General features: G+C 70.1%; 19 protein-coding genes. 7 read left to right on the plus strand and 12 right to left on the minus strand.

From position 1 onward, the window contains the following. A partial coding sequence (locus AB0B50_RS21395) for a polyketide synthase (RefSeq protein ID WP_362333987.1) occupies positions 1-1,423 on the minus strand: 1,423 nt, incomplete at its 3' end. 711 nt (positions 1,424-2,134) lie between these two features. Then, positions 2,135-2,935, minus strand: coding sequence for a GNAT family N-acetyltransferase (locus AB0B50_RS21400; protein ID WP_362333990.1), 801 nt, complete (start codon positions 2,933-2,935; stop codon positions 2,135-2,137). Here AB0B50_RS21400 and AB0B50_RS21405 point away from each other — a divergent pair. Beyond that, positions 2,922-3,053: a hypothetical protein gene (locus AB0B50_RS21405; RefSeq protein WP_362333993.1), complete on the plus strand. Its 132-nt coding sequence runs from the start codon at positions 2,922-2,924 to the stop codon at positions 3,051-3,053. The two genes, AB0B50_RS21400 and AB0B50_RS21405, sit on opposite strands and share 14 nt — an antisense overlap. Here AB0B50_RS21405 and AB0B50_RS21410 read toward each other — a convergent pair. Beyond that, positions 3,046-4,575, minus strand: coding sequence for an amino acid permease (locus AB0B50_RS21410; protein WP_362333995.1), 1,530 nt, complete (start codon positions 4,573-4,575; stop codon positions 3,046-3,048). The two genes, AB0B50_RS21405 and AB0B50_RS21410, sit on opposite strands and share 8 nt — an antisense overlap. 106 nt (positions 4,576-4,681) lie before the next feature. Next, positions 4,682-5,761 carry a hypothetical protein gene (locus AB0B50_RS21415; protein WP_362333998.1) on the minus strand — a complete coding sequence of 360 codons (1,080 nt, stop codon included), beginning with the start codon at positions 5,759-5,761 and terminating at the stop codon, positions 4,682-4,684. Positions 5,762-6,554: 793 nt separating this feature from the next. On the opposite strand from AB0B50_RS21415, the gene AB0B50_RS21420 reads away from it, so the two are divergent. Further along, entirely contained in the window at positions 6,555-7,064 is a 510-nt protein-coding gene (locus tag AB0B50_RS21420; protein ID WP_362334850.1) for a hypothetical protein, read from the plus strand. A gap of 320 nt (positions 7,065-7,384) precedes the next feature. Here the strand turns inward: AB0B50_RS21420 and AB0B50_RS21425 are convergent, their stop codons facing one another. Both AB0B50_RS21425 and AB0B50_RS21430 read right to left on the minus strand, forming a co-directional pair. Beyond that, a complete protein-coding gene (locus AB0B50_RS21425; RefSeq protein ID WP_362334852.1) occupies positions 7,385-8,341 on the minus strand; it encodes a DUF1648 domain-containing protein in 957 nt (318 codons plus the stop codon). A gap of 26 nt (positions 8,342-8,367) precedes the next feature. Continuing rightward, a complete protein-coding gene (locus AB0B50_RS21430) occupies positions 8,368-8,715 on the minus strand; it encodes a GntR family transcriptional regulator (RefSeq protein ID WP_362334001.1) in 348 nt (115 codons plus the stop codon). A 125-nt stretch (positions 8,716-8,840) separates the two neighbouring features. Here AB0B50_RS21430 and AB0B50_RS21435 point away from each other — a divergent pair, with 125 nt between their 5' ends. Continuing rightward, positions 8,841-10,187, plus strand: a complete 1,347-nt coding sequence (locus tag AB0B50_RS21435) for a phosphatase PAP2 family protein (protein ID WP_362334004.1) — start codon at positions 8,841-8,843, stop codon at positions 10,185-10,187. Positions 10,188-10,194: 7 nt separating this feature from the next. On the opposite strand, the gene AB0B50_RS21440 is transcribed toward AB0B50_RS21435, so the two are convergent. The 4 genes from AB0B50_RS21440 to AB0B50_RS21455 form a co-directional block, all read right to left on the minus strand. Continuing rightward, positions 10,195-11,289 (minus strand): LCP family protein, encoded by a 1,095-nt coding sequence (locus AB0B50_RS21440; protein WP_362334007.1) that lies wholly within the window; start codon positions 11,287-11,289, stop codon positions 10,195-10,197. Next, entirely contained in the window at positions 11,286-13,382 is a 2,097-nt protein-coding gene (locus AB0B50_RS21445) for a bifunctional polysaccharide deacetylase/glycosyltransferase family 2 protein (protein WP_362334010.1), read from the minus strand. Before AB0B50_RS21445 ends, AB0B50_RS21440 begins: the two co-directional genes overlap by 4 nt. After that, positions 13,379-13,828, minus strand: coding sequence for a hypothetical protein (locus AB0B50_RS21450; protein WP_362334013.1), 450 nt, complete (start codon positions 13,826-13,828; stop codon positions 13,379-13,381). Before AB0B50_RS21450 ends, AB0B50_RS21445 begins: the two co-directional genes overlap by 4 nt. Positions 13,829-14,212: 384 nt before the next feature. Further along, positions 14,213-14,863: a 1,4-alpha-glucan branching protein gene (locus tag AB0B50_RS21455; protein ID WP_362334015.1), complete on the minus strand. Its 651-nt coding sequence runs from the start codon at positions 14,861-14,863 to the stop codon at positions 14,213-14,215. A gap of 223 nt (positions 14,864-15,086) precedes the next feature. Between AB0B50_RS21455 and AB0B50_RS21460 the strand changes: the two genes are divergently transcribed. The 3 genes from AB0B50_RS21460 (at position 15,087) to AB0B50_RS21470 (ending at position 18,455) form a co-directional block, all read left to right on the plus strand. Then, positions 15,087-16,361, plus strand: a complete 1,275-nt coding sequence (locus AB0B50_RS21460; protein ID WP_362334018.1) for a hypothetical protein — start codon at positions 15,087-15,089, stop codon at positions 16,359-16,361. Between the two features lie 137 nt (positions 16,362-16,498). Then, the gene (locus AB0B50_RS21465) at positions 16,499-16,840 is read left to right on the plus strand and encodes a hypothetical protein (protein ID WP_362334021.1); all 342 of its coding nucleotides are present in this window, start codon (positions 16,499-16,501) and stop codon (positions 16,838-16,840) included. A gap of 10 nt (positions 16,841-16,850) precedes the next feature. After that, entirely contained in the window at positions 16,851-18,455 is a 1,605-nt protein-coding gene (locus tag AB0B50_RS21470; protein WP_362334024.1) for a caspase family protein, read from the plus strand. An 18-nt stretch (positions 18,456-18,473) separates the two neighbouring features. Here AB0B50_RS21470 and AB0B50_RS21475 read toward each other — a convergent pair whose 3' ends face one another. Together AB0B50_RS21475 and AB0B50_RS21480 are read right to left on the minus strand one after the other, a co-directional pair. Then, positions 18,474-19,202: an HAD family hydrolase gene (locus tag AB0B50_RS21475; RefSeq protein ID WP_362334027.1), complete on the minus strand. Its 729-nt coding sequence runs from the start codon at positions 19,200-19,202 to the stop codon at positions 18,474-18,476. A 134-nt stretch (positions 19,203-19,336) separates the two neighbouring features. After that, on the minus strand, positions 19,337-20,176 hold the full coding sequence (locus tag AB0B50_RS21480; RefSeq protein ID WP_362334030.1) for a maleylpyruvate isomerase family mycothiol-dependent enzyme: 840 nt from the start codon (positions 20,174-20,176) through the stop codon (positions 19,337-19,339). Between the two features lie 64 nt (positions 20,177-20,240). Between AB0B50_RS21480 and AB0B50_RS21485 the strand changes: the two genes are divergently transcribed. Continuing rightward, a complete protein-coding gene (locus tag AB0B50_RS21485; protein ID WP_362334032.1) occupies positions 20,241-21,158 on the plus strand; it encodes a MerR family transcriptional regulator in 918 nt (305 codons plus the stop codon). Positions 21,159-21,248 lie beyond the last annotated feature (90 nt).

Raw genomic sequence — 21,248 nt, forward strand, 5'->3', positions numbered from 1 at the left:
ACAACCCCGCAGCACCCTCCACACAAGAGAGCAACCGCCCCGCCTGACCCCCCAAAGCCTCCACACCACGACCCGACAACACCCACGGCACCACCGGCATTTGCGCCGGCTCCGCCGGTTCGCCGGGCTTCCGCTGTTCGCTGGGCGGCGCCTGCTCCAGGACCACATGGCAGTTGGTGCCGCCCATGCCGAACGAGGAGACGCCCGCCACCATCGGTTCATCCGGGCGCGTCGGCCACTGCTCGAGTTCCGTCTGTACCCGCAGATTCAATTCATCCAGCGGAATCGCAGGGTTAACCGAACGGAAATGAAGGCTCGGCGGAATCTCCCGGAAACGCATTGCGAGGACGGCCTTCAAAAGCCCGGCAATACCGGCGGCGGCCTCCAGATGTCCCACGTTGGTCTTCACCGAACCGACCCGGAGCGCAGAGCTGCTCCGTTCCCGGGCAGCGGCGCCAAGGACCGCTCCCAGGGCGGCCGCCTCTATCGGGTCGCCGACGCGAGTTCCAGTTCCGTGGAGCTCGACGTACTGCACTCTTTCGGGGGCGATCCCCGCTTGTTCGTACGCCGCCCGCAGGACGTCTTCCTGGGCCTCTCCGCGAGGCGCGGTAAGGCCCTCACCACCGCCATCGTTATTGATGGCGCTGCCCCGGATAACGCACAGAATCCTGTCGTTGTCGGCCAGCGCGTCGTCGAGCCTCTTCAAGGCGACGAGGCCACCGCCTTCACCGCGTACGAACCCATTCGCATCGGCGTCGAACGTCCGGCATCGTCCGTCCGGGGACAGCCCACCGAACTTCGACGTTTCGACGGTGCTCGCTCCAGAGAGCATGAGATTGACGCCACCCGCCAGGGCGAGCGAGCACTCCCCCGAGCGCAGGGCCTGAACCGCCTGATGGACCGCCACGAGCGACGAGGACTGCCCCGTGTCCACCACGAGGCTGGGGCCGCGCAGGCCAAGGGCATAGGAGACGCGGTTCGCGATGAGGCTGCGGGATTGGCCGGTCAGCGTGTGCGGACCGATGCCGTCCAGTCCGCGGCCCCTGGCCAGTTCGGCATAGTCGTCCCAGATGGCGCCGACGAAGACCCCCGTGCGGCTCTCCCGCAGCGCCGACGGCGCGATGCCGCTGCTTTCCAGCGCTTCCCAGCTCAATTCCAGCATGAGGCGCTGCTGAGGGTCCATTGCCGCGGCTTCACGCGGGGAAATTCCGAAGAAACGCGGGTCGAACTCGTCGACACGATCGAGGAAACCGCCCCAACGGGAGACGGATTTACCTGGAGTAGATGGATCCGTGTCGAAAAGCTCAGCGCTTCCCCAGCGCTCCGACGGAGCCTCCGAAATCGCGTCGACGCCGTCCCGCAGAAGCTGCCAGAACTCCGCCGGGCCGGAAGCCTGAGGAAAACGGCACGAGAGGCCGATCACGGCAATGCCACTGCTCTGCGAAAAGGCAGAACCCGACGCACCCACCTACGGCCCCCGTTCGCCGTTGAAGATTGAATATCGCGACATGCGTCACCAACCGGACGCGCTGCGATCTTCCCCGTTAGCCAACCGCTAGATCATCTTGGCCATCGGCAGCCTAAGCCGGACCCCGGACTGACTGTCAACATTTTTGAGTTGGCGGAAAACAGGGCACACCTAGACCACCTCGGCAGGCGCGCCACGGAGAGTAACCGCACGGGGGAAGTCGAATCAGCACCCACCGGTTTCCCGCCCTCCGCAACCATCACGCTGGGTTGCATCTTCGACGCATTCCGACTCCGCGCACTTGGCGCGGTGAGGTATGTCACACGCGTGACGGTGGGCTTGTCGCAGCATCTGACGGCCAGTCAACACGCCCGCCACCTCGCCGCGCGGGTCGGGTTTCTGACGCGCCAACAGGGCGTCCGGCCTGCAAACTTTCCGTTAACACGCGGAGTTGCTGTTGCCGTTCCGATCTCGCGAGGGTGGGTCGAACGGAAGGTTTCTCGGCGGCTCGGGGGGGGCGTTGTCCGCGCTTGCGCCGGTGCCGTTCAACTCGGCTTCACCGACGTGTGATTGCGTCGCTCACCGGCGGCCCGACCGCTGCTGCCGGTGCCCGGCGTACCAACGCGTGGGCCGACCCCGTCGGCTCACGCGTTCAAGTCGAAGAACTCACGCCTTCAAGTTGTAGAAGTGGATGGGTGAGTTCGGTGTGAAACCGATACGCGGGTACACGGGGGCCCCGGCGACGGTCGCGTGCAAAGTGGCGCGGGTCAGCCCGGTGGCTCGGGCGCCCTCGTACAGCGCCTTGCGCGTGACCGCCTCGCCATAGCCCTTGCGCTGCCACTGCGGGTCGGTGGCGACGAAGGCGACGAAGAGGCGGCCCTCCGCTTCGACCGTCGCGGCACACGCCACCGGAACGTCGCCTCGCATGGCCAGGTAGGCGTACATCTCGCTCTTCCAGTGCGCGGATCCGACCAGGCCGTCGCGGCCTTCCTCCAACGGGAACCCGTAGGCGCGTGATTGGAGGTCCGCGTAGGCCCGCAAGTGCTCGTCGGTGCGCACGCGCACGAACGTCAGGTCGGGGTGGACCGGGTCGGGGACGGGCAGCAGGTCTCCGGCCATGCCCCTGCCGGGGAAGGCGTACTGCAGGCCCGCCTGATCGGCCGCCGTGGCCAGCGCGGTGCGAGCCTCGTCGTCGAGGAGGTCCTCGAAGAGCCACAGGTAGCCCGGGTGCTCCTTCGCGCGCATGATGTCCGCCGCCTGGCTCAGGCGTTGTGCGACGAGATCGGCTCCCGCCCCCTGGTCGGTCAGAGTGACGCAGTTGTAGAACGAGAATCGGCAGTCGGCCCAGCGGACGGCGATGCCGGGGAGGTCGCGTACATCCGCGTCCGCGTCGCGGTCGAGCACCAGGGCGCGCCAGGCCACGGTGAGCTGCTGTGCCGATTCGATGGACTCCGTGAGGCCAGTCACCGTACCCCCGCGGGTTGTTGAGGTTTTCGAGGTCGTCGAGGAATTCGAGGTGTTCGAGGTCGTCGAGGTGTTCGAAGTCGTCGAGGTCGCGGCACGCGGTGTCGCTGCCATCAGATGATGCCTTCGAACTGCTTGTCCTCGGTAGGGGAACTGGAGCGGGGCACGTGGTAGGAGTCGCGTCCGAAGCGCCGCCACAGGGCGGCGATGAGGAAGGCCACCACTACGGCGACGGGGGTGTAGTTGAAGGTGGTGGCGGTGATCGGGCTGCTCTGCGGCAGCAGGAACAGCACCGTGACCGCGGCCGCCCACACCACCGCCACCCAGCCGATCGGCCGGCTCCAGCGGCCCAGGTTCCAGGGCCCCGGGGTGAATCGGTCGCGGTGGAGCAGTCGCAGCAGTACCGGGATGGCGTAGGCCGAGGTGAATCCCACGACCGAGATGGCGGTCACCGCCGAGAACGCCGTCGAGGAGTACAAGGACGGCAGCGCGAGCACGAAAGCCACGGCGACCGCGAGCCAGACCGCGTTGGCGGGGATGGCGGTGCGGCGGCTGACCTTCTTCCAGAGCCCCGATCCGGGCAGGGCGCCGTCCCGGGCGAAGGCGTAGATCATCCGGCTGGCGCTGGCGGTCACGGTGTAGCCGCACAGGAACTGGGCCACGATGATCACAAGGAGCAGGGCCTTGGCCGCCGCCATGCCCAGCGCGTCCAGAAGGATCTGCGCCACTGGTACGCCGGTCGTGCTGTCCAAGGTCGCGGCGTAGTCCTGGATGGCGAAGAGGAGGGTGGTCAGCAGAATGCCGCCGGCGATCCAGGACACCGCCACCGAGCGGAAGATCCCGCGGGCCGCCGCGACGGAGGCGTGGTTGGTCTCCTCGCTCAGATGGGCCGAGGTGTCGTAGCCGGCCAGGGCGAAGACCGGCAGCAGCATGCCCAGCAGGATCACGTATACCGGGGCGCTCCAGCCGGTGTTGTTGGTGAACTCGGAGAAGACGAAGCCGGCCGACTGGTGCTCGGAGGGCACGAGAGCCAGGGCGCCGATGATGACGACGGCCCCTGCCAGGTGCCACCACGCGCTCAGGGACGTCAGGATGTTCATCAGCCGGGTGCCGAAGAGGTTCAGGACCGCGTGCAGTGCGAGGATGACCGCGTACAGGGCAAGCAGGGAGCCCGGGGTCGGCGTGTAACCGAACTGCAGGTTCATCCACGCGGCGGTGAACGTCGCGATGCCGTAGTCCTGGGCGGCGATTCCGCCGAGCAGGCCCAGGAGGTTGAGCCAGCCGGTGTACCAGCTCCACCGCTCGCCTCCGAGCTGGCGGGCCATGTAGTACAGGCCGCCGCTGGTGGGGTAGCGGGAGGTGATCTCCGCCAGGGCCGCGGCCAGGCACAGCACCAGCGGCCCGACGGCGAGCCACCCCCACGTGATCACCGCGGGGCCTCCCGAGTCCAGGCCGTAGCCGAACAGCAGCAAGGTCCCGGACATGATCGAGATGACCGACAGGGAGGCCGAGAAATTGCCGAAAGCCCCCATCCGTCGGTGCAGTTGCTGGGTGTAGCCCAGCGACTGGAGGATGCGCGCGTCCTCCCCGTCGTCGTCGACCGGGTTCGACTGCTGCTGGCGCGGTGCTCTTACCGAAGTCATGGGTTCTCCGCACAGGAAAGCTGAAATGGGGGGTGCAGGCGGGGTGGCTGCCGGGCCGCCGGCAGGACGTGGCGGCACCCGCCCGCCCATGGGGCCGGGTCGGCGGTCATGGGTGTTCTCCCGTCTGCCGCGGGTGGGATCTCAGGCAGGCGTCGCGGTCCTCCTCGAATGCCTTCCGCCACTGGTCCTTGGGGTGCCGGGCGTCGTACTGCCACGGGGCGGGCGTGGCGAAGTCGCCGATGGCGTCGAACACTTCGGTTGCCCAGTGAGCGAAGCCGCCCCTCGCCAGGGCGTAGGCGAGGTAGTTCAGATCCATCTGGGAACTGGTGACCGGATCGCACTTCTGGAACCAGCCCTCGAATGCCTGCGTGACGGCCCGGGTGGTGTCCTCCCTGGTCCACAGCAGGTTCAGCATGCCCTCGGCGCCGTTGTCCCTTCGCTCCCGGTGCTCCTGCACACGGGCGTAGAGGGGCAGCAGGAGCAGTGGCGAGTCGGACGGCGCGAAGGAGACCGTCCAGCGGGCGAAATCCGTCGCGACGGCCTGGCGGCCCGCCGGCCCCGGGCGGGCCTGGAGCGCCTGGGACATGCGGTGCCATGCCTCGCGGTTGAACGGATCTCGTCGGTGCACTTCCCCCAGCAGGCCCCATGGACCGCCGGGCAGCAGATACTCATGGGGTGGCGGAGCCACGTAATGCTCCGGGTAGCGTCCTGTCGCGTCCGTTTCGGCCAGGGCCAGGCGGCAGATCCAGGGCACCGCGTCGTCGGGATTCCCCTCACCCGCCCTGTGGCACGCGTCCCGGGCACGGGCCACCAGCTTCTCCAGGTCCCCTGCCCGCCGGTAGTCACGCGCCCAGTCCCTCCGGTGGGCCTGCAGCACGCGTTCGGTGGCGACTCTGGCGTACATCACGCGGGCAGCGAGGCTCTCCGGTTCCTCTTTCAGCCACAACTCCACGACGTTGGCCTGGGCTGCGACAACCCCCAGCACCTGTGTGCGGGATGTCCACTGCTGCCAGTTGCCCGTCCGGGCCAGCACCTGCCGCATCTGCATCCAGTAACCCGCCCGGATGTCCTGCACCGCCGCATAGAGGTCTGTGTCTCGACCGGCCGGGTTCGCCCGGCCCGCCGGGTTCGAACTCTCCATCAGCGCCCGTCCTGCGCGCTGCGGCTCGCCGGACGGTGTGAGCACGACACCGAACGGTGTGCACTGGCGGGCATAGGCAGAAGGACCCTCGGGACAGTTGGGACGGGGGGGCACGGTCATGCGGAGGACAGCGGTGCGGGCCGACGAGCAGGGTGGAGACGGCCGTTGGCGCATAACCGGGCCGGTGGCTTTCGCTTGTGGCCGGTAGCGAGTGCCCGACAGGTACTTAAGTGCCTGGAGAGGCGCATGACCAGAGAATCCCAAGATTGTTCGGTTGCTCAGCTACAGGTTTCGGCCATGCGGCAGGGAAGCGTCGCCATCCGTGACCGGACCCGCCGCCCGCGGCACTCAGACGGTGCGCGGCCGGGGCTCGGACGCCCGCAGATCCCTGGTGTACAGGCGAACGGTTGCAGCATCGGTACCGTCGCGTCGGCGAGCCGCCGTGACATGGGCTTGTTCGTGGACACCACTGCCGCCCGTCACACCGGGCCATCGCCACCTGACGGAAGGGTGCCGTCAACTCTCTTACGGAACACGGGAGTTGCATGCTGGGCAGGCAAGTCACATGCGGAATGGGCGAGTTGAGGCACGCCGACAGCACACGGAGGCAGACGCGAGATCATTCGGCCAGTTCGGTGCGGTGGTCACTGACTGTGAGCGGATGTCGCCGTGGGCGGATGTCGTCGCGGGCGGAAGCGGCCGCAGCCGCACCGAGCGCACCTCGTCAAGGAAACCTTCCCTTCAAGCAAGATCATTGCGTGCGCGGAGTACCCGCTGCTAGCGTCCTCAATGCAATGACCAAGCAGTTTAGGGAAGTTGGGGGAACAGCTTCGTGAGCATGCGCAACAAAGGGATTTCCGTCGCGATTGCCTGCGCCTTGACCGGGGTGGCGGGCAACACGGCATACGCGGCTTCGGCACACGGCGACGGGAATGCGGTAACTACGCGTCCAGCAGCGGATTACCGGGCTCTCGGCGCGGATGAGATCTGTGCCGTCCTGGGAATCGGAAGCGGCGCGGCAGGCCTTGCCAAGGCGCTGGCCAAGGGTGCATCGTGGGTGGGGATCGGCGCCAGCGTCGGGTGCTACGCGTACACGAAGGCGAAGCAAGTGACGCCCGCGCAGAAGCGAGCGGCCATGATCAAGTCGTACAAGAAGTACCAGGCCATGAGTGACATCAAGAAGCTCGACGCACTCGGCTACTACTGCCGGAAGCAGAGCGGCGGCGGCGGTGGCGGAACTGATGTCGCACCGGTCAACGCGGATGTCGCCCCGATCGGCGCGATGGCAGGGTGGCGGACCATCAAGATGAAGGGCGTCACATACTCGTGCACCGCCAGCAGGGACTGAAAAGGCGCCGCAGCCCGGGAATTGGAGAGCGATTCCTGTTCTCCGTGGCGCTGGTCGTCGTGAGCCTGCTGTGGATCACACAGGACATGGCTCAATGGGCGGCTGCCTTGTGTGGCGCTGCCGCAGTTGGCGGAGCACTGGGGATGCTCTACTTCGGTCGGCGCTACGTGCGATCACGCGGACATTCTCAATGAGGCTTTCCCGCCGGCCGATTTGGTGCATACAAGGGCCGCCCACACCTTCCGGTGGGCGGCCCTTTCACTTGGCAGCCCACCGGATTCTCACACCGACTTCTCGCACCGCCTGCTCACACCGACTTCTCACCTTGGACAGCTCGCGCCCAAGGAGTTCAGAAGTGCGGCGCCCCGTTCGGCATCGTCCACGCTCACCGCGAAGTCCTTGCCCCTGGCCCGAATGACGAGGCACTCGCCGCGACGCAGCATGACGGTGGTGCCCATCCCGCTCAGCCGGTAGCCCCAACCGCCCACCTGTGCCGGTGTGCGCTGCTCGACGCGGGCCGACTCGATGTCACGGACAGCCCAGTGACGCGCCGGCCAACCGAACGGCCCGAAGGACACCTTCAGCCCCTCCTCGCTGACCCGGGCCTGTACCGAGGCGCAGCCGAGGACCAGAACCGAGACGAGGGCGAACGGTGCCATCAAGGTCAGCGCTCGATGCGGACTCACCAGACCTCCGACGGCGGCCACGACGGCGGTCAGGGCCACCAGCCCCGTGACGGCCGACGTCGCACGAAGCCACGGGTTGGACATGCGCGAAAGCCACACCAGCCGCTGGCCCTCGGGGATGTCCATGGTCGGGCCGTCCTCCGCCCGGCCCTGTGCCGCGGATTCCCGACGGGCCGCGAGCCAGACGACCGTGCCGACCGCGGCAGCCGCCACGATGGTCGCCACGACCCAGCCGGTCACCGAACCGGCCTCGCGCCAGTCCGACCGGTCCAGGTTCGCCCGCACGACCGACGCCTGCCCGCCGACCAGAAAGATCCCTCCGGCCAGCAGGCTGAGACCGGCCCATCCGTGTAGCGCCGCTCGCGCTCCCCGGCCGGCTCGCCACAGCCCGAGCGTCACGCCCAGAGCCAGCACGGCCCAGACCAGCGCCGGGAACAGTGCCGCCGCCCACAGCGGCATGGAGCCGTCAGGTTTCCCCGCTCCGCTCCAGTGCGTGGCCACTCGCTCCGGCAGCCGTCCCCTCGCTGCCAGAGGCATGCCGACCAGCACCAGCAGGACTCCCGCGCACCAGCCGACAGCACCCCACGTCATCCCGCTCCCGCGGCCCGTGCGCTTGTTCACGGCATCCCCCTGATCATCTCGATGAGGTCGGTCCTGCTGTAACCGAGGCGTCTCGCCTCAGCCATCAGATCGCCTACGCGTTCCACGAGTACGGAGCGCTGGTCCGCGCCGTCGGCCACGGTCACGCCCCGGCCGCGCCGGAACTCCAGCACGCCCTCGTCGCGCAGCGCCCGGAGGCTGCGCAGCACGGTGTTGGCATTGACACCCAGCGCCTCGGCGAGGTCGCGCGCCGGAGGCAGCCGGTCCCCCGGGCCGCACTCCCCCTCGGCGACGGCGTGGCGGATCGCGCTCGCCACCTGCTCGTGCAACGGACGGCTGTCCGCGGCGTTCAGTCTCAGCAGCATGATGCCAATGACGCTAGCACCATTCGCTTCATCCTCGACAGGGGCACCGAGCGCGCCGACCCCGATGGCATGATCGGCTCGTTGATACCTATAGTTCGCGGGTGGTTTCGCGAATAAAGCCCAGAATGACGTTTGCCGTGCTGCGTCGGCCCCGGATGATCCTGTGGGCCTCGGCCGGCGCGGTGGCCCTCGGGCTGCTTGTCGCGTTGGAGGTCGCCGCCCGGCACTACGGCGGTGAACCTGGGCCGATCACCAATCAGGTGCGCGAGGTGATCTTCCCGCCCAAGCCGGGGCCGCTCTACGGCGGTCTGGCCTTGATGATGGTCGTGCTCACCTGGCGGCAGCGGTTCATCGCCGCCGGGGCCGCGATCGGGATCGATGCCGTCTTCGTGTGCGTGCGGTGGGCGGTCGGTGCCGAGGTGCCCGAGGACCAGTTCTTCGGGAACGGGGCGTTGTGGGTGATGTTGGGTGTGGGGGTCATCGCCCTGACCCGCCGCAGCGGTGACGAGCGGATGCTGCTGCTCAAAGGCGTCGGGCTCGGGCTGTTGCTCGTGGCCGGGCGCAAGACCGGCGACACCTGGCTGCTCATCACCGCGAAGACCCGTCCGACCGTGCTCGATCCGTACGTGGCCGCCGCCGATCACGCGCTCGGCAATCCGTCGTGGCTGGCGGGTCGGCTTCTTGAGGCCAGTGGTCCGGTCAGCACCTATGTGCTCGACCTGGTCTACGCCCAGCTCGCCGTCGCCGCGGTCGCCGTCGCGCTGTACCAACTGCGCAACGTCGCGACCGAGCGGCGCTTCCCACGGCACCATCTGGTGCGTACCTTCCTGCTCATCGGCCTGATCGGACCCGCCTTTTACATGGTCTTCCCGGTGGTCGGGCCGATCTTCGCCTACGGTCCCGGCACCTCGGGCACCGGCGGCGTGGAGTGGGCGGTGGCCGATCTGTGGCCGCACACGGCGCCGTCGATCGGCGTCCCGCACCCGGTGCCGTACGACGGGATCACCCCGCGCAACTGCATGCCCAGCCTGCACACGGCGTGGGCCACCACGATCTTCGTCCACTCCCGCAAGGGGCCGCGCCTCCTGCGGTACGCGGGGACGTTCTGGCTCGTCGCCACGCTCTGCGCGACGCTGGGCTTCGGCTACCACTACGGCGTGGACCTCCTCGCCGGCGTGGTGTTCGCGCTCACCGTCGAGGCGGGGCTGCGCACGTTCGACCGCGGCTGGGACCGGTCGGGGATCCGCCTGGTCGCCCACGGCACGGCCGTCTTCGCCGCGCTCCTCGCCTCGTACCGCTTCCTGCCGGTCGAGATGGCCGCGCGTCCGTGGGTGTTCGGGCCGCTGGTCGTTCTGCTGATGCTCTCCGTCATCTACGGCTACGTACGGACCACCAGGATGTGGGACGCACAGCCGGCGCCGGTGCGGCTGCCGCGGCAGGCGGAACCGCGACCGGCGGCCGAACTCGTGTGACCCGTGGTCACCGAGCCACTTTTCCGGTCTCCGTCACCGGGCGGTCGTGCCGCAGGTCGTCGAAGAGCTTCGCCGACCTCTTCGCGTGCCACTTCAGTACGTTGCCCTTCGGCGTGGGGACGCCGATGCCGGACACGGGCACGTTGATCTGCCTGCCGTGACCGCCCGCGACGCCCTGCACCGCGCGGAACATCTCGGCGAGGTCCCGCAGGCTCATGTCCTCGTCGACGATGAGCGTGTCGAGCCCGGCCTCCACGGCCGGGGCGATCTCCGTCGGGTCGAGGAGGGTGTCGGGGCGTGCGGCCTGGTGGGCGAGGGTCGACAGGAACTTCTGCTGGTTCCTGGAGCGGCCCAGGTCGCCCTCCCTCTCCTGGTGCCGCTGGCGGACGAAGGCGAGCGCCTGCTTGCCGTTCAGGGTCTGGCAGCCCTTGCGCAGGTCGGCGCCCGACTTCTCGTCCTTGATGTCCCTGTCCAGGCACATGCGTACGCCGCCGATGGCGTCGACGATGTTCACGAACCCGGCGAAGCCGATCTCCGCGTAGTGGTCGATGCGCAGCCCGGTGTTCCGCTCGACGGTGTGGACGAGGAGTTCGGGGCCGCCGTAGGAGAACGCGGCGTTGAGCTTGTCCCCCTCCGGGCGCTTCGTCTTGCCCGTCGTCGTGTCGAGGCGGCCCGGCACGGTGACCCAGGAGTCGCGCGGCAGGCTGACCATGCTGGTGCCGTGGGCCCCGGTGTGCAGCAGCATCATCGAGTCGGTGCGCCGCCCGCCGCCCCCGCCCGCGTGCAGGTCCTTCACGTCGCCCTCGGAGAGCCCGTCGCGGCTGTCGGAGCCCACGATGAGGTAGTTGGTGCCCTCGCCGGGCGGCGGCCGGTCCCCGTACGCGCCGAGGTCGACGTCGCGCTGGAGCCGGGTCTCGGCCCAGCCGTACGTCCCGCCCACCACGACGGCCACGACCGCGAGCACGACGAGCACCGCACGCCGCAGCCGCCTGCGCTTCACCTTCGACTGCCGGGCGTGGGCGCGCCGAGGTCCGTAGTGGGAGCTGGGGCGCTCGGCGAACCGCTCACGCGCGGCAAGCGGATCTGTCAGCGGATCTGTCATGGCCGGCTCCCTTGCAGGCTCTGCCGCTCCTCTTCGGACGGCGCGTCGAGCAGATACGGGTCCGCGGTCCCGGTGCGCTTCATGCTGTGCCACTTCAGGCGGGTGCCGAGCAGCGCCGTGGCCACGGAGTGGAAGACCACCAGGTACATCAGCTGCCGGTAGACGAACTGCTGGAGCGGAAGTACCCACAGCACGCGCAGCCGTTCGCGGTCGAGCCGCAGCGCGTACGCGGCGGTGACCAGCTGCACGGAGAGGAACCCGAACCAGACGAGGGCGGCCTCCACCGGGTCGCGGAAGAACGCCCCGAACAGGGCGAACATGTCCACGACCGGCGCGCACAGCGGCAGCACGATCTGGAACAGCGTGACGTAGAGCAGCACGCGCCGGCCGAAGCGTCCTGCGGGGCCGACCTCCACCACGGCGTGCCGGTGCTTCCACATCGACTGGAGGGTGCCGTAGCACCAGCGGTAGCGCTGGCGCCACAACTGCCCCAGAGTGCTCGGGACCTCGGTCCAGGCGACCGCCGACTGCTCGTAGACGACGCGCCATCCTGCCCGCCAGAGCGCCATCGTGAGGTCGGTGTCCTCGGCCAGGGTCTCGTCGCTGACGCCGCCGACACCCATCAGCGCGTCCCTGCGGAAGGCGCCGATCGCGCCCGGCACCGTCGGCATGCACTCCAGGACCTCGAACATCCGCCGGTCCAGATTGAAGCCGAGTACGTACTCCAGGTGCTGCCACTTGCCGAGGATGCGGCGCCGGTTGCCGACCTTGGTGTTGCCGCTGACCGCGCCGACCGCCGGGTGGGCGAGCGGCTGGACGAGCCGGGCCAGGGCCTCCGGTTCGAAGATGGTGTCCGCGTCGACCATCACGACGATGTCGTACCGGGCGTGCGCCAGGCCGGTGTTGAGGGCGCTCGGCTTGCCGCCGTTGGGCTGGCGGATCACCGTCACCCGCGCGTCGTCGATGTCCTCGGCGATGTCGGCGGTGGCGTCGGTCGAGCCGTCGTCGATCACGATGATCTGGAAGTGCGGGTACGTGGAGGCGAGCAGCGAGTACACGGTGGAGGCGATACCGGCCTCTTCGTTGTACGCGGGCACGAGCACCGTCACCGGGTCGCGCACCTCCCGCAGCCGTGGCGCGCCGGGCCGGTACCGGTGCAGCCTGCGCACGTGGAGCCGGGCGAACACGGTGAACAGGAGCATCCGCAGGACGCCGAGCGCGCCCGCGAGGGTCAGCGTCCACACCATCGCGGTGAGGAAGGCGTGCCCGAGCCGCTTCGACCAGATCAGTCCCTCGCCCTTGATCTCCTGGGCGACCGGGACCTGCTCGACGAAGGAGGGGCGGTCCAGGCCGCCGCTGATCGTGGTGAACCGCTTGGCGCCGCGGTCCCGCAGCAGGTCCCGCGCCTCGTGGTAGCCGAGGTCGGTCTGGCTGTGCTGCGACACGAGGCCTCGCCAGGGCTTGCGGTCCTTGTGGTCCGACGCGACCACCAGGTAGCCCTGCTCCGCGGCGCGCTTCGCCGCAGGCCACTGGGGGCCGCAGAGGGTGTCCGCCGCCGTGGTGTGCGGCAGCCGCAGCAAGGTGGTGTTGACGCCGACGGAACCCGCCAGAGCGGTCTGGGTGAGCGACAGTTCGAGGCGGGCGCGCAGCGACGACGCGACGCCCAGGTCGCCACCGCTGTAGGTGTACGAGCCGATCTCGTGGCCCTCGTACAGCATGCGCCGCATCAGCTTCGGGTGCTCGGCCGCGTCCTTCCCGTAGACGAAGAAGGTCGCCCGCGCGTGGTGTCTGCGCAACAGGTCGAGCAGGCGCGGCGTCCACACGGGGTCGAGCCCGCCGTCGAAGGTGAGCGCGACGGTTCCCGGCGGCATGGCCGCGGTGGTGACCCCCTTCGGGCCGAACCGCAGCAGCGGCTTGCCGTCGTCCGCTTCGCGCGGGATCGGGCTGGTGCAGGGCGGTTTGGTGCGTGCGGCGTCGACCTGGTGGGTCGTCCAGCCCTCGAAGAGGAGGGTGACGGCGACCACCAGGAGTACGAGGAGGAGCACGAGCCAGTGTCCGCGCGGCGGGCGGCGGACAGCGGCACTCCGGCTCACTGCTTCGGGGCTCCGGCCGGCGGCGGGGCGGGTCTGTCACCGGTGTCCGGCCCTGCGGGCACGGGCCCGTTCATGCGCGGCGGATGCGTGCCGACCGGCTGCATGAGCCCGCTGAACAGCACGCCGACGAACAGCAGATACCCGATGCAGACGAGGCCCACGGCCAGCGCCACGCCTTGCAGCGCGCGCCTGCGCCAGCCCGACTCGTCGATGAAGACGGGGAGTTGGGGCTCGTCGTCCTGAGGGCGCGGGGCCACCGGGGCGACGTAGGGGGCCGCCGCGCCTTGGTACGGCACGGGCTGCGTCATGTCGTGCGCGGCGTACCGCGAGTCCTGCCTGACGTCGTACTGCGTGTCCTGCCCGGCGTACTGCTCTCTGTGGGCAGGGGGTACGGGCGACCATCGCCCGTCGTGCGGTGTGCTGGCTATGTGGGGGATGCCCTGCACTGGTGCTCCTGATCTGCGGCCGCGCACGCGCGACTCTTTATGTGTGGGGGGTGCGGGCCCGGGGGCCCGCCGTACTGCCCGTGAGACGTCAGGAGCCGCATCCCGGTGCCCGGCGCGTACGGGGGTTTCCCGTGCGCGCATGCCGAGCGCCCTCCCGGGTGGGGCCGGGAAGGCCACGTACGCATGTGCCCTCACAAGGCATGCGCCCTCGCGAGGGCCAAAAGGCCGGGGTGCGGCCGTCAGCCGTCACGCGGCCTCCGACCCTACTCGGGCACCCTGGTGGCAGGGCAACAGCCCACCCGGGAGGCACAGGCCACACAATGGATCACCTGCGCGGTGAGCAGAGGGCGAACAGAGCGTGAACAGGCGCCGCCAGGCCCGGGATTACGCGTGCAGCACGGCGAACAGCCCTCGCGTCCGCGTGCCGTCGGGCAGGCTCCAGGCTCCGGAGATGTGACCGATCGCTCCTTGCGGAAGGGCGGTCGGGGCGTCCTGGGCGGGGTGCAGGGCGCGGTGCAGCCGGAGGACGGGTCCGTCCGGGACGGCCAGGGCGGTCCCTTCTTCGTCGTCGGCGGTGACGGTCCCGGCCGTCGCGGAGATCGGACCCTCGCCGGTGTAGGAGGAGATGACGTCCCGGTCCGGGACGTCACTGGTGTTCTGGTCCTGGGCTTGCGCCCGCCCCTCGACCAGGGCCAGCAACTGGGCGGCGACGACCGGGTCGTGAGCGCCGTCGTAGGCCCAGCGGCGCCCGAGGACCCCGTGTTCCATGGTGCCGACGAGGGCGTGCTCCGCGCCGTCGAGCGGGGCGCCGCGGTAGGCGAGCGGCACGAGGTGGGCGGTGGGGTGCGGGCCTGAGGTGTCGGTGACCACCATGAACTCGATGCCGACCTCGCCCCGCGGGTCGTCGATGCGGAAGCCGCCGGACTTGGCCAACTCGGGCACGGGCGCGCCGCGGTACCACGGGCGGGTGGGCAGCCAGGAGGTGAGCAGTTCCAGCTTGGTCGGTCTGAGGGTGGTGCGGTGGATGACGGCCATGCCGAAGGATCTCTTCTCTTGATCGATGACGGACTTCTTCACTGTCCCACTGCGCCTTCGCGCCCGTCTTCGTCTCGCGGACGCCTGACGTCGCGCCCGGGTTGTGCTCAATTCGGGGGATTGGCCGTGTGCGTGGTGATGCGTTTGCCTCAAGGTGGGCCTCGGGCAGGGGACTTGGGGCCATGCGAAAACGGGGAGAATCGGGGGAACTGTGTTCAGAGCCATGCGTGGAATGTCCGTCGCGGTGATCGCGGGGGCGATGGTCGTGCTGCCGGTGACGTCGGCGGCCTCGGCGTCCCAGGCGAGGGCCGGGACCGAGCGGGTCACGCTGTCCGCCACCGGGGAACAGGGCAACGGCGACTCGTACGGGCCCAGGTTCAGCACCGACGGCCGCTTCGCCGTCTTCACCGCGTACGCGTCCAATCTCGTGCCCGGCGACACGAACGGCTCCTCCGACGTCTTCGTACGCGATCTGCGCAAGGGGACCGTCGAGCGGGTCAGCGTCGGTTCGGACGGCGCGCAGGGCGACGGCGAATCGTCCGCGCAGGCCATCAGCGCCGACGGGCGGTACGTCCTGTTCCGCTCCAACGCCGACAACCTCGTCCACTGGGACACCCCTCCCCCGACCGGCGCGGGCGACGACATCTACCTGCACGACCGACGCACCGGCACCACGAAGCGGATCAGCGTCGCCCTGGACGGAGGCACGGCCTTCGCGGCGGGCGCCACCATGTCGGCGAACGCCCGGTACATCGCCTTCAACGCCAAGGCCGACCGGATGGAGGACGAGCCCGGCGACCTCTTCGGAGCCGTGTACGTCCTCGACCGCCGCACCGGCGACGTGGAGCGGACCACCAACCGCGGCCGCCCCGACAACCCGGCGCTCCTGCAGGACATGAGCGCCGACGGCCGTTACGTGGCGTACACCCAGCTGGTGCCGCGCAGTTCGTACGGCCGCATGCTGGTGCACGACCGCAGGACCGGCACCGAGGAGCAGGTGAACGTCAAGCCGGACGGGACCCCCGCCGTGCGGTACGCGATGGACGGCTCGTTCTCCGCGGACGGCCGGTCCATCGCCTTCGACTACTGGGGGGACGAGGAGCTGGTACCGGGCGAGAAGCCCGACGAAGGCTCCACCGCGTACGTCCGTGATCTGCGCGGGGACGTGACCCGGCGCGTCAACGCCGGTCCCGCCGGGGAGGACCGGGTGCGCCAGCCCGTGCTGAGCGCGGACGGGCGGTACGTGGCCTATCTGGCGGATCCGCGGTCGGCGGACGGGCGGACCGGGCCCGCCAACGTCTACCTACGTGACCTGCGCACCGGCACGACCCGGCTGGTCAGCGAGTCCGCCGCGGGCGGGCCGGTCACGGACAGCTCCGTGGCGGTCTACTCGGTCGGCGCGGGGGCCCGACGGATCGGCCTGGGCAGCGAATCGGCGCAACTGGTCCCCGACGACACCAACGGCGACTACGACGGGTTTGTACGCCGACTCCGCTGACCTCCCGCCGCGCCCACTCCCACCCGACCGCGCCCTCGCCCACCCCCTCATCCATGCCCTCCCATTTCCGCTAGTCGGTCATGAACCACCCGTCGTCTTCGTAGAGTTGGCACTCCATCGACGACCAAGGGGGATCCGTGACCGCAGCCGCCGTACCGTCCGACGAACCGGCCCTGCCCTTCTGGGTGTCGTACGACGAAGACCTCGAAGGCGAGGACGACTCCATGGGGCTGTTCGGGGGCGGAGGGGACGGCGAGGCCCGGCTGCGGAACGTCCCTCTGGGGCCGCTGCGCAAGAACCTCGCCGAAGCCGTGGACGCGCTGCAGGAGTTGTTCACCGAGGCCGCCGCGCGCGGAGGGCCTCTGCCGTTGCGGGAGGCGCATCTGACCTGCCAGGTGACGGCGAGCGGCGGCGTGCAGTTCATCGGCAGCGCACAGGCACAGAGCAGCCGCGGCATCGTGCTGGTCTTCAAGCAGTGACGCGCGTCTGATGGGGCGTCACCGCGCCTTGCTCATCGGCGCGAGCGACTACGACGCGTCCGGGGTGTCGCCGCTCCCCTTCGTCCCGGACGACCTCGCCCGCCTCGGATCCGTCCTGGAAGACCGAGGGTTCGACGAGGTGCAGGTCCTGGCGGCGCGGGACGGCGGGAAGCAGATCTCGGCGAACTTCGTGAACGCCCGCGTCATCGGGTTCCTCAGGCGCGCACACCCCGGCGACACGCTGCTCATCCTGTTGAGCGGGCACGGCGTGCACGCCGGGGGCCGCGACTATCTCGTACCGGAGGACATCGACGAGGACACCCACCCCTTCGAGTCGGGATGCGTGGCGATCGACTGGCGCCGACACCTCGACGAGACCCCCGCCGGGCACGTGGTCTTCCTGATCGACGCCTGCCGCGAGGGGATCGAGCAGGGGGCCATGGGCGTGGCGGGCGTCAGGCAGTGGAGCCGGCAGAAGATCAGCGCCGCGCTGCGCCGCAAGGTGGCCTATGTGTACGCCTGCTCGCCCGCGCAGCTCGCGCTGTTCGTGCGTCCGCAGGAGTCGCCTGCCGACCCGGCTCCCGGCGTCGTTCCCGGCGAGTCGTTCAGCATCTTCTCGCGGTCGGTGTCGGACGTCGTCGCCTCCCAGCCTGCCACCACGGCGCTCCCCCTCGACGCGTTCGCGGCGGCGGTCCAGGAGCGGGTGACGGAGCTGCACCGGGCGTACGGGAAGAAGGGACAGCCCCAGACGCTGCGGACCATCGGCGACATTCCCTCCGACACGTTCCTCCTGCTGCCCCCGTCGAAGACGCTGAAGCCACCGGCGGCACCCCTCGCGGAGGCGACGACAGGGGCGGATGCGGATACGGCGGCCGGCAGCGGCCTCGGCGCCCGGCGTCATGGGTGGCTGGCGCTTTCCGCGCTGGCGCTGCTCGCCCTTCTCGCCGCGACCACCTGGGTGCTGGCGTCCTTCGGCGACCACGACAAGGGAGACGGCGACAGAGCGAGCAAGGCGGCCGGAGCCGGGGGGTCGCCCACGCCCAGCGTGTCCGCCTCCGGCCCCGACTCCCCATCCCCGACGAGCAAGTCCAGCAAGCCGAGTGGATCCGGTGAGCCGAGCAAGTCGAACAAGCCGAGCGGGTCGCGTACGGCAAGAGGGAGCAGCGGCAGTTCGAACGCCGGGCAGGCCGACACCGACGGCCGCCCCACCCTTCCCGACTGCACGGAGAGCGGCGTGGCGTTCAAGGTGCGCAGCGTCCGGAACAGCTACGCCCCCAGCGAGATTCCAGCCTTCGAACTGTCCGCCACGAATGCCTCCGGCAGTGACTGCAAGCTGGATCTGGGGCCGCAGAAGACCGTTCTGACGGTGACTCAGGCAGGCGCCGATGAACCTCTGTGGTCCTCCGCGCACTGCCCCGCGGGTTCCGGCAGCTCCGTCGTCCTCGTGCCCGCCGGGGACCGTGTGACCCGCACCGTCGAATGGGACCGCGCTCCCAGCTCCCCCGGCTGCGGCTCGCCGGAGGGGGGCTCCGCGAGCACGGGCACCTACCTGGTGGAGGCGCAGGCTCCGAGGCTGACCACCGCGCGGACATCCTTCGTACTGGAGACGGACTGAACTCACCCGCGGACCGGCTCACGCGCGCGGGCGGTCGACCCCCGTGTTCCAGTCGTCGACCACCGTCAGCACGTCCTTGAGGGTGGTGACCACCGCGTCCGGCTCGGCGGCGTGGTCGCCCAGTTCGTCGGCGGGGACGGAGCTGTGCGGGACGAAGATCGTCCTCATCCCGGCCTGCCGGGCACCGTGGACGTCCTCGAAGGAGCGGTCCCCCACGTACACGCAGGCGTCGGGCGATGTCGCGCCGATCGCCGCGAGGGCCGCCGCGAAGATCTCGGGGTGCGGCTTGCTCCAGGACACCTCGCTCGAGTAGATCGCGCAGTCGACGAAGCCGAGCACGCCGTCCCGGTCGAAGATCTCGTCGTGCCAGGCGGCCGGCCACAGCGTGTTGGACAGGACCCCGATGCCCACGCCGCGCTCGCGCAGGCCCGCGAGCATCTCGAGGGCCTCCGGATCGGTGAAGGTGTGGGCGTCCCAGGCGCGGCGGTACACCGCCAGGGCCCGCGCGTGCGCCGCCACCCCCGCCATCTCGAACACCTCGTCGAGCCGGGCCGAGCGCTGGGTCTCGCGGCAGCGGGTCATCAGCTCGCGCTCGGCCCGGAACAGCCGCTCGCCCACCTCGTCGACCCGGTGGCTCTCCACCCCGTCCAGCGCGCCCGCGGTCTCCCGCCAGATGCCCGGCAGGTCAACGGTGTGCCACGGGGTGAGCGTGCCCGCCCAGTCGAAGATCACGTGCTCGACGATCATGCCGCCCTGCTCTCCTTCGTACGAACCGGTCGGGACGCGACACCACCGCGGACGCCGCGCGATCAACAGGATCGCATGCCGCCGTCAACTCGCCGGGCCTGTGGACTACTTGTGGCCACAAGGGACCGGTGGGTCTACAGCGACGCGTGGGTCAGCCAGTGGTCCACGAGTGCTCGGTCGCCCGTCACCGTCAGCCTGTCGTCCTCCGGGCCGATGCGGCCTGCGAGGAGCAGCATGAGAGGGACCGGCGGGCCCCAGACCGTCGCGTCCGCCTTGGCGTGGGTGCGTTCGCAGCGCGGGCCCTCGGGGGTTCTCGTGATCCGCCAGCCTTTCAGCGCGGCCGGGCGGAGGGCGATGCGTTCGCCTTGGCCGCGCAGTTCCGTGACGGCCGGTTCGAGGGCCACGAACGCCGGGGTGGTCAGGAGGGACAGGTTCTCGTCGATCACGTCCGCCGCGAGGTCGTCGGCGATCTCGAGGTCGACGGGGGGAGCGAAGTCCGCGGAGGGCTCGAAACCCTCGGCCGCCGAAGCCGCCGAAGCCGCCGAATCCACCGCCTCTCTCGCGCGCACCGCGTCGTAGTGGTGCACGCTCGTGTCGCTCAGCATTCTGCGCAGCCAGAACGACGCAGGGCGCGGGCCGAAGAGGGTCTGTACCGTCGTTTCCGCGCCGGTCTCCTCGATCGCGCGGATCGTGTCCTCCGCGCCCTCGCGCAGCCATTCCGCCCACCCCTCCGGGGCTCCCGGGTCCGCCTCCTTCGGGTCCGGGACCGGCAACTGCTCGCCCTTGCGGATGAGTTCGGCCGCCCAGCGGTGCTCCTGGCCCACGTGGCCGACCAGGGTGCGCAGGGGCCACTCCGGGCAGGTGGGGACCCTGGCCTCGGGATTTCCCGCCGCGACCGCGCGGGCTAACCCCGCCGTCTGTTCGCGCAGGCCCTCCACCAGGCGTGCCGTGTCCAGCGTCGACGTCGCCGTCATCACGAAAGCTCCTCTCATCGGGTGACGCCGGTACCGTAGGAACTCCAGTCCAGTGGAGGTTCAAGTGCCTGTGGCCGACGCCACGTTCGGGATCGGCGACCTGGCGCGGCTGACCGGTGTCCCGGTGCGGACCATCCGCTTCTACTGCGACGAAGGCATCCTCGAATCGGTGCGCAGCACCGGCGGCCACCGCCGCTTCGACCGGGCGGCCGTCGAGCGGCTCGGTCTCGTCAAGCGGCTGCGCGGGCTCGGCCTCGGGCTGGTCTCCGTCAGGCGCGTGCTCGCCGGTGAGCACTCCGTGGCCGAGGTCGTCGCCGCCGAGCGGGCCGCGCTCGACGTACAACTCGCCGATCTGGCCTGGCGTCGGGCCTCGCTGCGCGCCGTCGAGGAGGCGGGTCCCGCGGAGCGTGCCGCCCGCCTGGAGCTGCTTGCGGCCGTCCGGGGCGGGGAGGCCGCCCGCGCCGCGCTGATCGACTTCTGGAGGCGCACGATGGTCGCGCCGGTGTCCGACGCGATGCTCAGCGCGTTCGTCACCCTGGCCGTGCCCGAGCCGCCCGCCGACCCGACCCCGCCCCAAGTGGTCGCCTTCGCCGAGCTGTTCGCCCTGGCCGGGGACCGCAGTCTGACCCGGGGGCTGCTGCAGAGGGCGCGGGCCAGTGCCGAACTCATCGCCGACGAGGACGAGTTGATGGACGCCATCGGCGAGGCCTGCGCGCTGGCCGTGCCGCTGGTCCGGGCGGGCGAACCGCCCCGCGCGGGCGCCGCGCTCGACCGGTTCGTCGCGGCCCACGCCTCGGTCCGCCGCGCGAGCGACACCCCGCGGTTCAGGAACCGGCTGCTCTCCTACGTCGCCCCCGACCGCGACCCGCGCATGCGCCGCTACTGGCGCCTCGCGGCCGAGGCCGGCGACGATCCCGTCACCCTCGGCACGTCCTACGTATGGCTGACCGACTCCCTCGAACGCTCCGTGAACGCCTCCTGAAAGCCCTGCCGCATCCACGGCCGGTTCACCCGCTGGCGGTCATGCGACACCCGGCGTAGAGAAGGGAGTTCACCGCCAGGATCCGCCGGC

Origin of the sequence: Streptomyces sp. NPDC041068, from assembly GCF_040647455.1 — a bacterium.
Classification (GTDB): domain Bacteria; phylum Actinomycetota; class Actinomycetes; order Streptomycetales; family Streptomycetaceae; genus Streptomyces.

Coding starts and splice junctions, on each gene's coding strand:
- AB0B50_RS21410 (WP_362333995.1), bottom strand. CDS start 4,575: ATGACTTCGGTAAGAGCACCGCGCCAGCAGCAGTCGAACCCGGTCGAC.
- AB0B50_RS21420 (WP_362334850.1), top strand. CDS start 6,555: ATGCGCAACAAAGGGATTTCCGTCGCGATTGCCTGCGCCTTGACCGGG.
- AB0B50_RS21425 (WP_362334852.1), bottom strand. CDS start 8,341: ATGACGTGGGGTGCTGTCGGCTGGTGCGCGGGAGTCCTGCTGGTGCTG.
- AB0B50_RS21430 (WP_362334001.1), bottom strand. CDS start 8,715: ATGCTGCTGAGACTGAACGCCGCGGACAGCCGTCCGTTGCACGAGCAG.
- AB0B50_RS21435 (WP_362334004.1), top strand. CDS start 8,841: ATGACGTTTGCCGTGCTGCGTCGGCCCCGGATGATCCTGTGGGCCTCG.
- AB0B50_RS21440 (WP_362334007.1), bottom strand. CDS start 11,289: ATGACAGATCCGCTGACAGATCCGCTTGCCGCGCGTGAGCGGTTCGCC.
- AB0B50_RS21455 (WP_362334015.1), bottom strand. CDS start 14,863: ATGGCCGTCATCCACCGCACCACCCTCAGACCGACCAAGCTGGAACTG.
- AB0B50_RS21460 (WP_362334018.1), top strand. CDS start 15,087: ATGCGTGGAATGTCCGTCGCGGTGATCGCGGGGGCGATGGTCGTGCTG.
- AB0B50_RS21470 (WP_362334024.1), top strand. CDS start 16,851: ATGGGGCGTCACCGCGCCTTGCTCATCGGCGCGAGCGACTACGACGCG.
- AB0B50_RS21475 (WP_362334027.1), bottom strand. CDS start 19,202: ATGATCGTCGAGCACGTGATCTTCGACTGGGCGGGCACGCTCACCCCG.
- AB0B50_RS21480 (WP_362334030.1), bottom strand. CDS start 20,176: ATGACGGCGACGTCGACGCTGGACACGGCACGCCTGGTGGAGGGCCTG.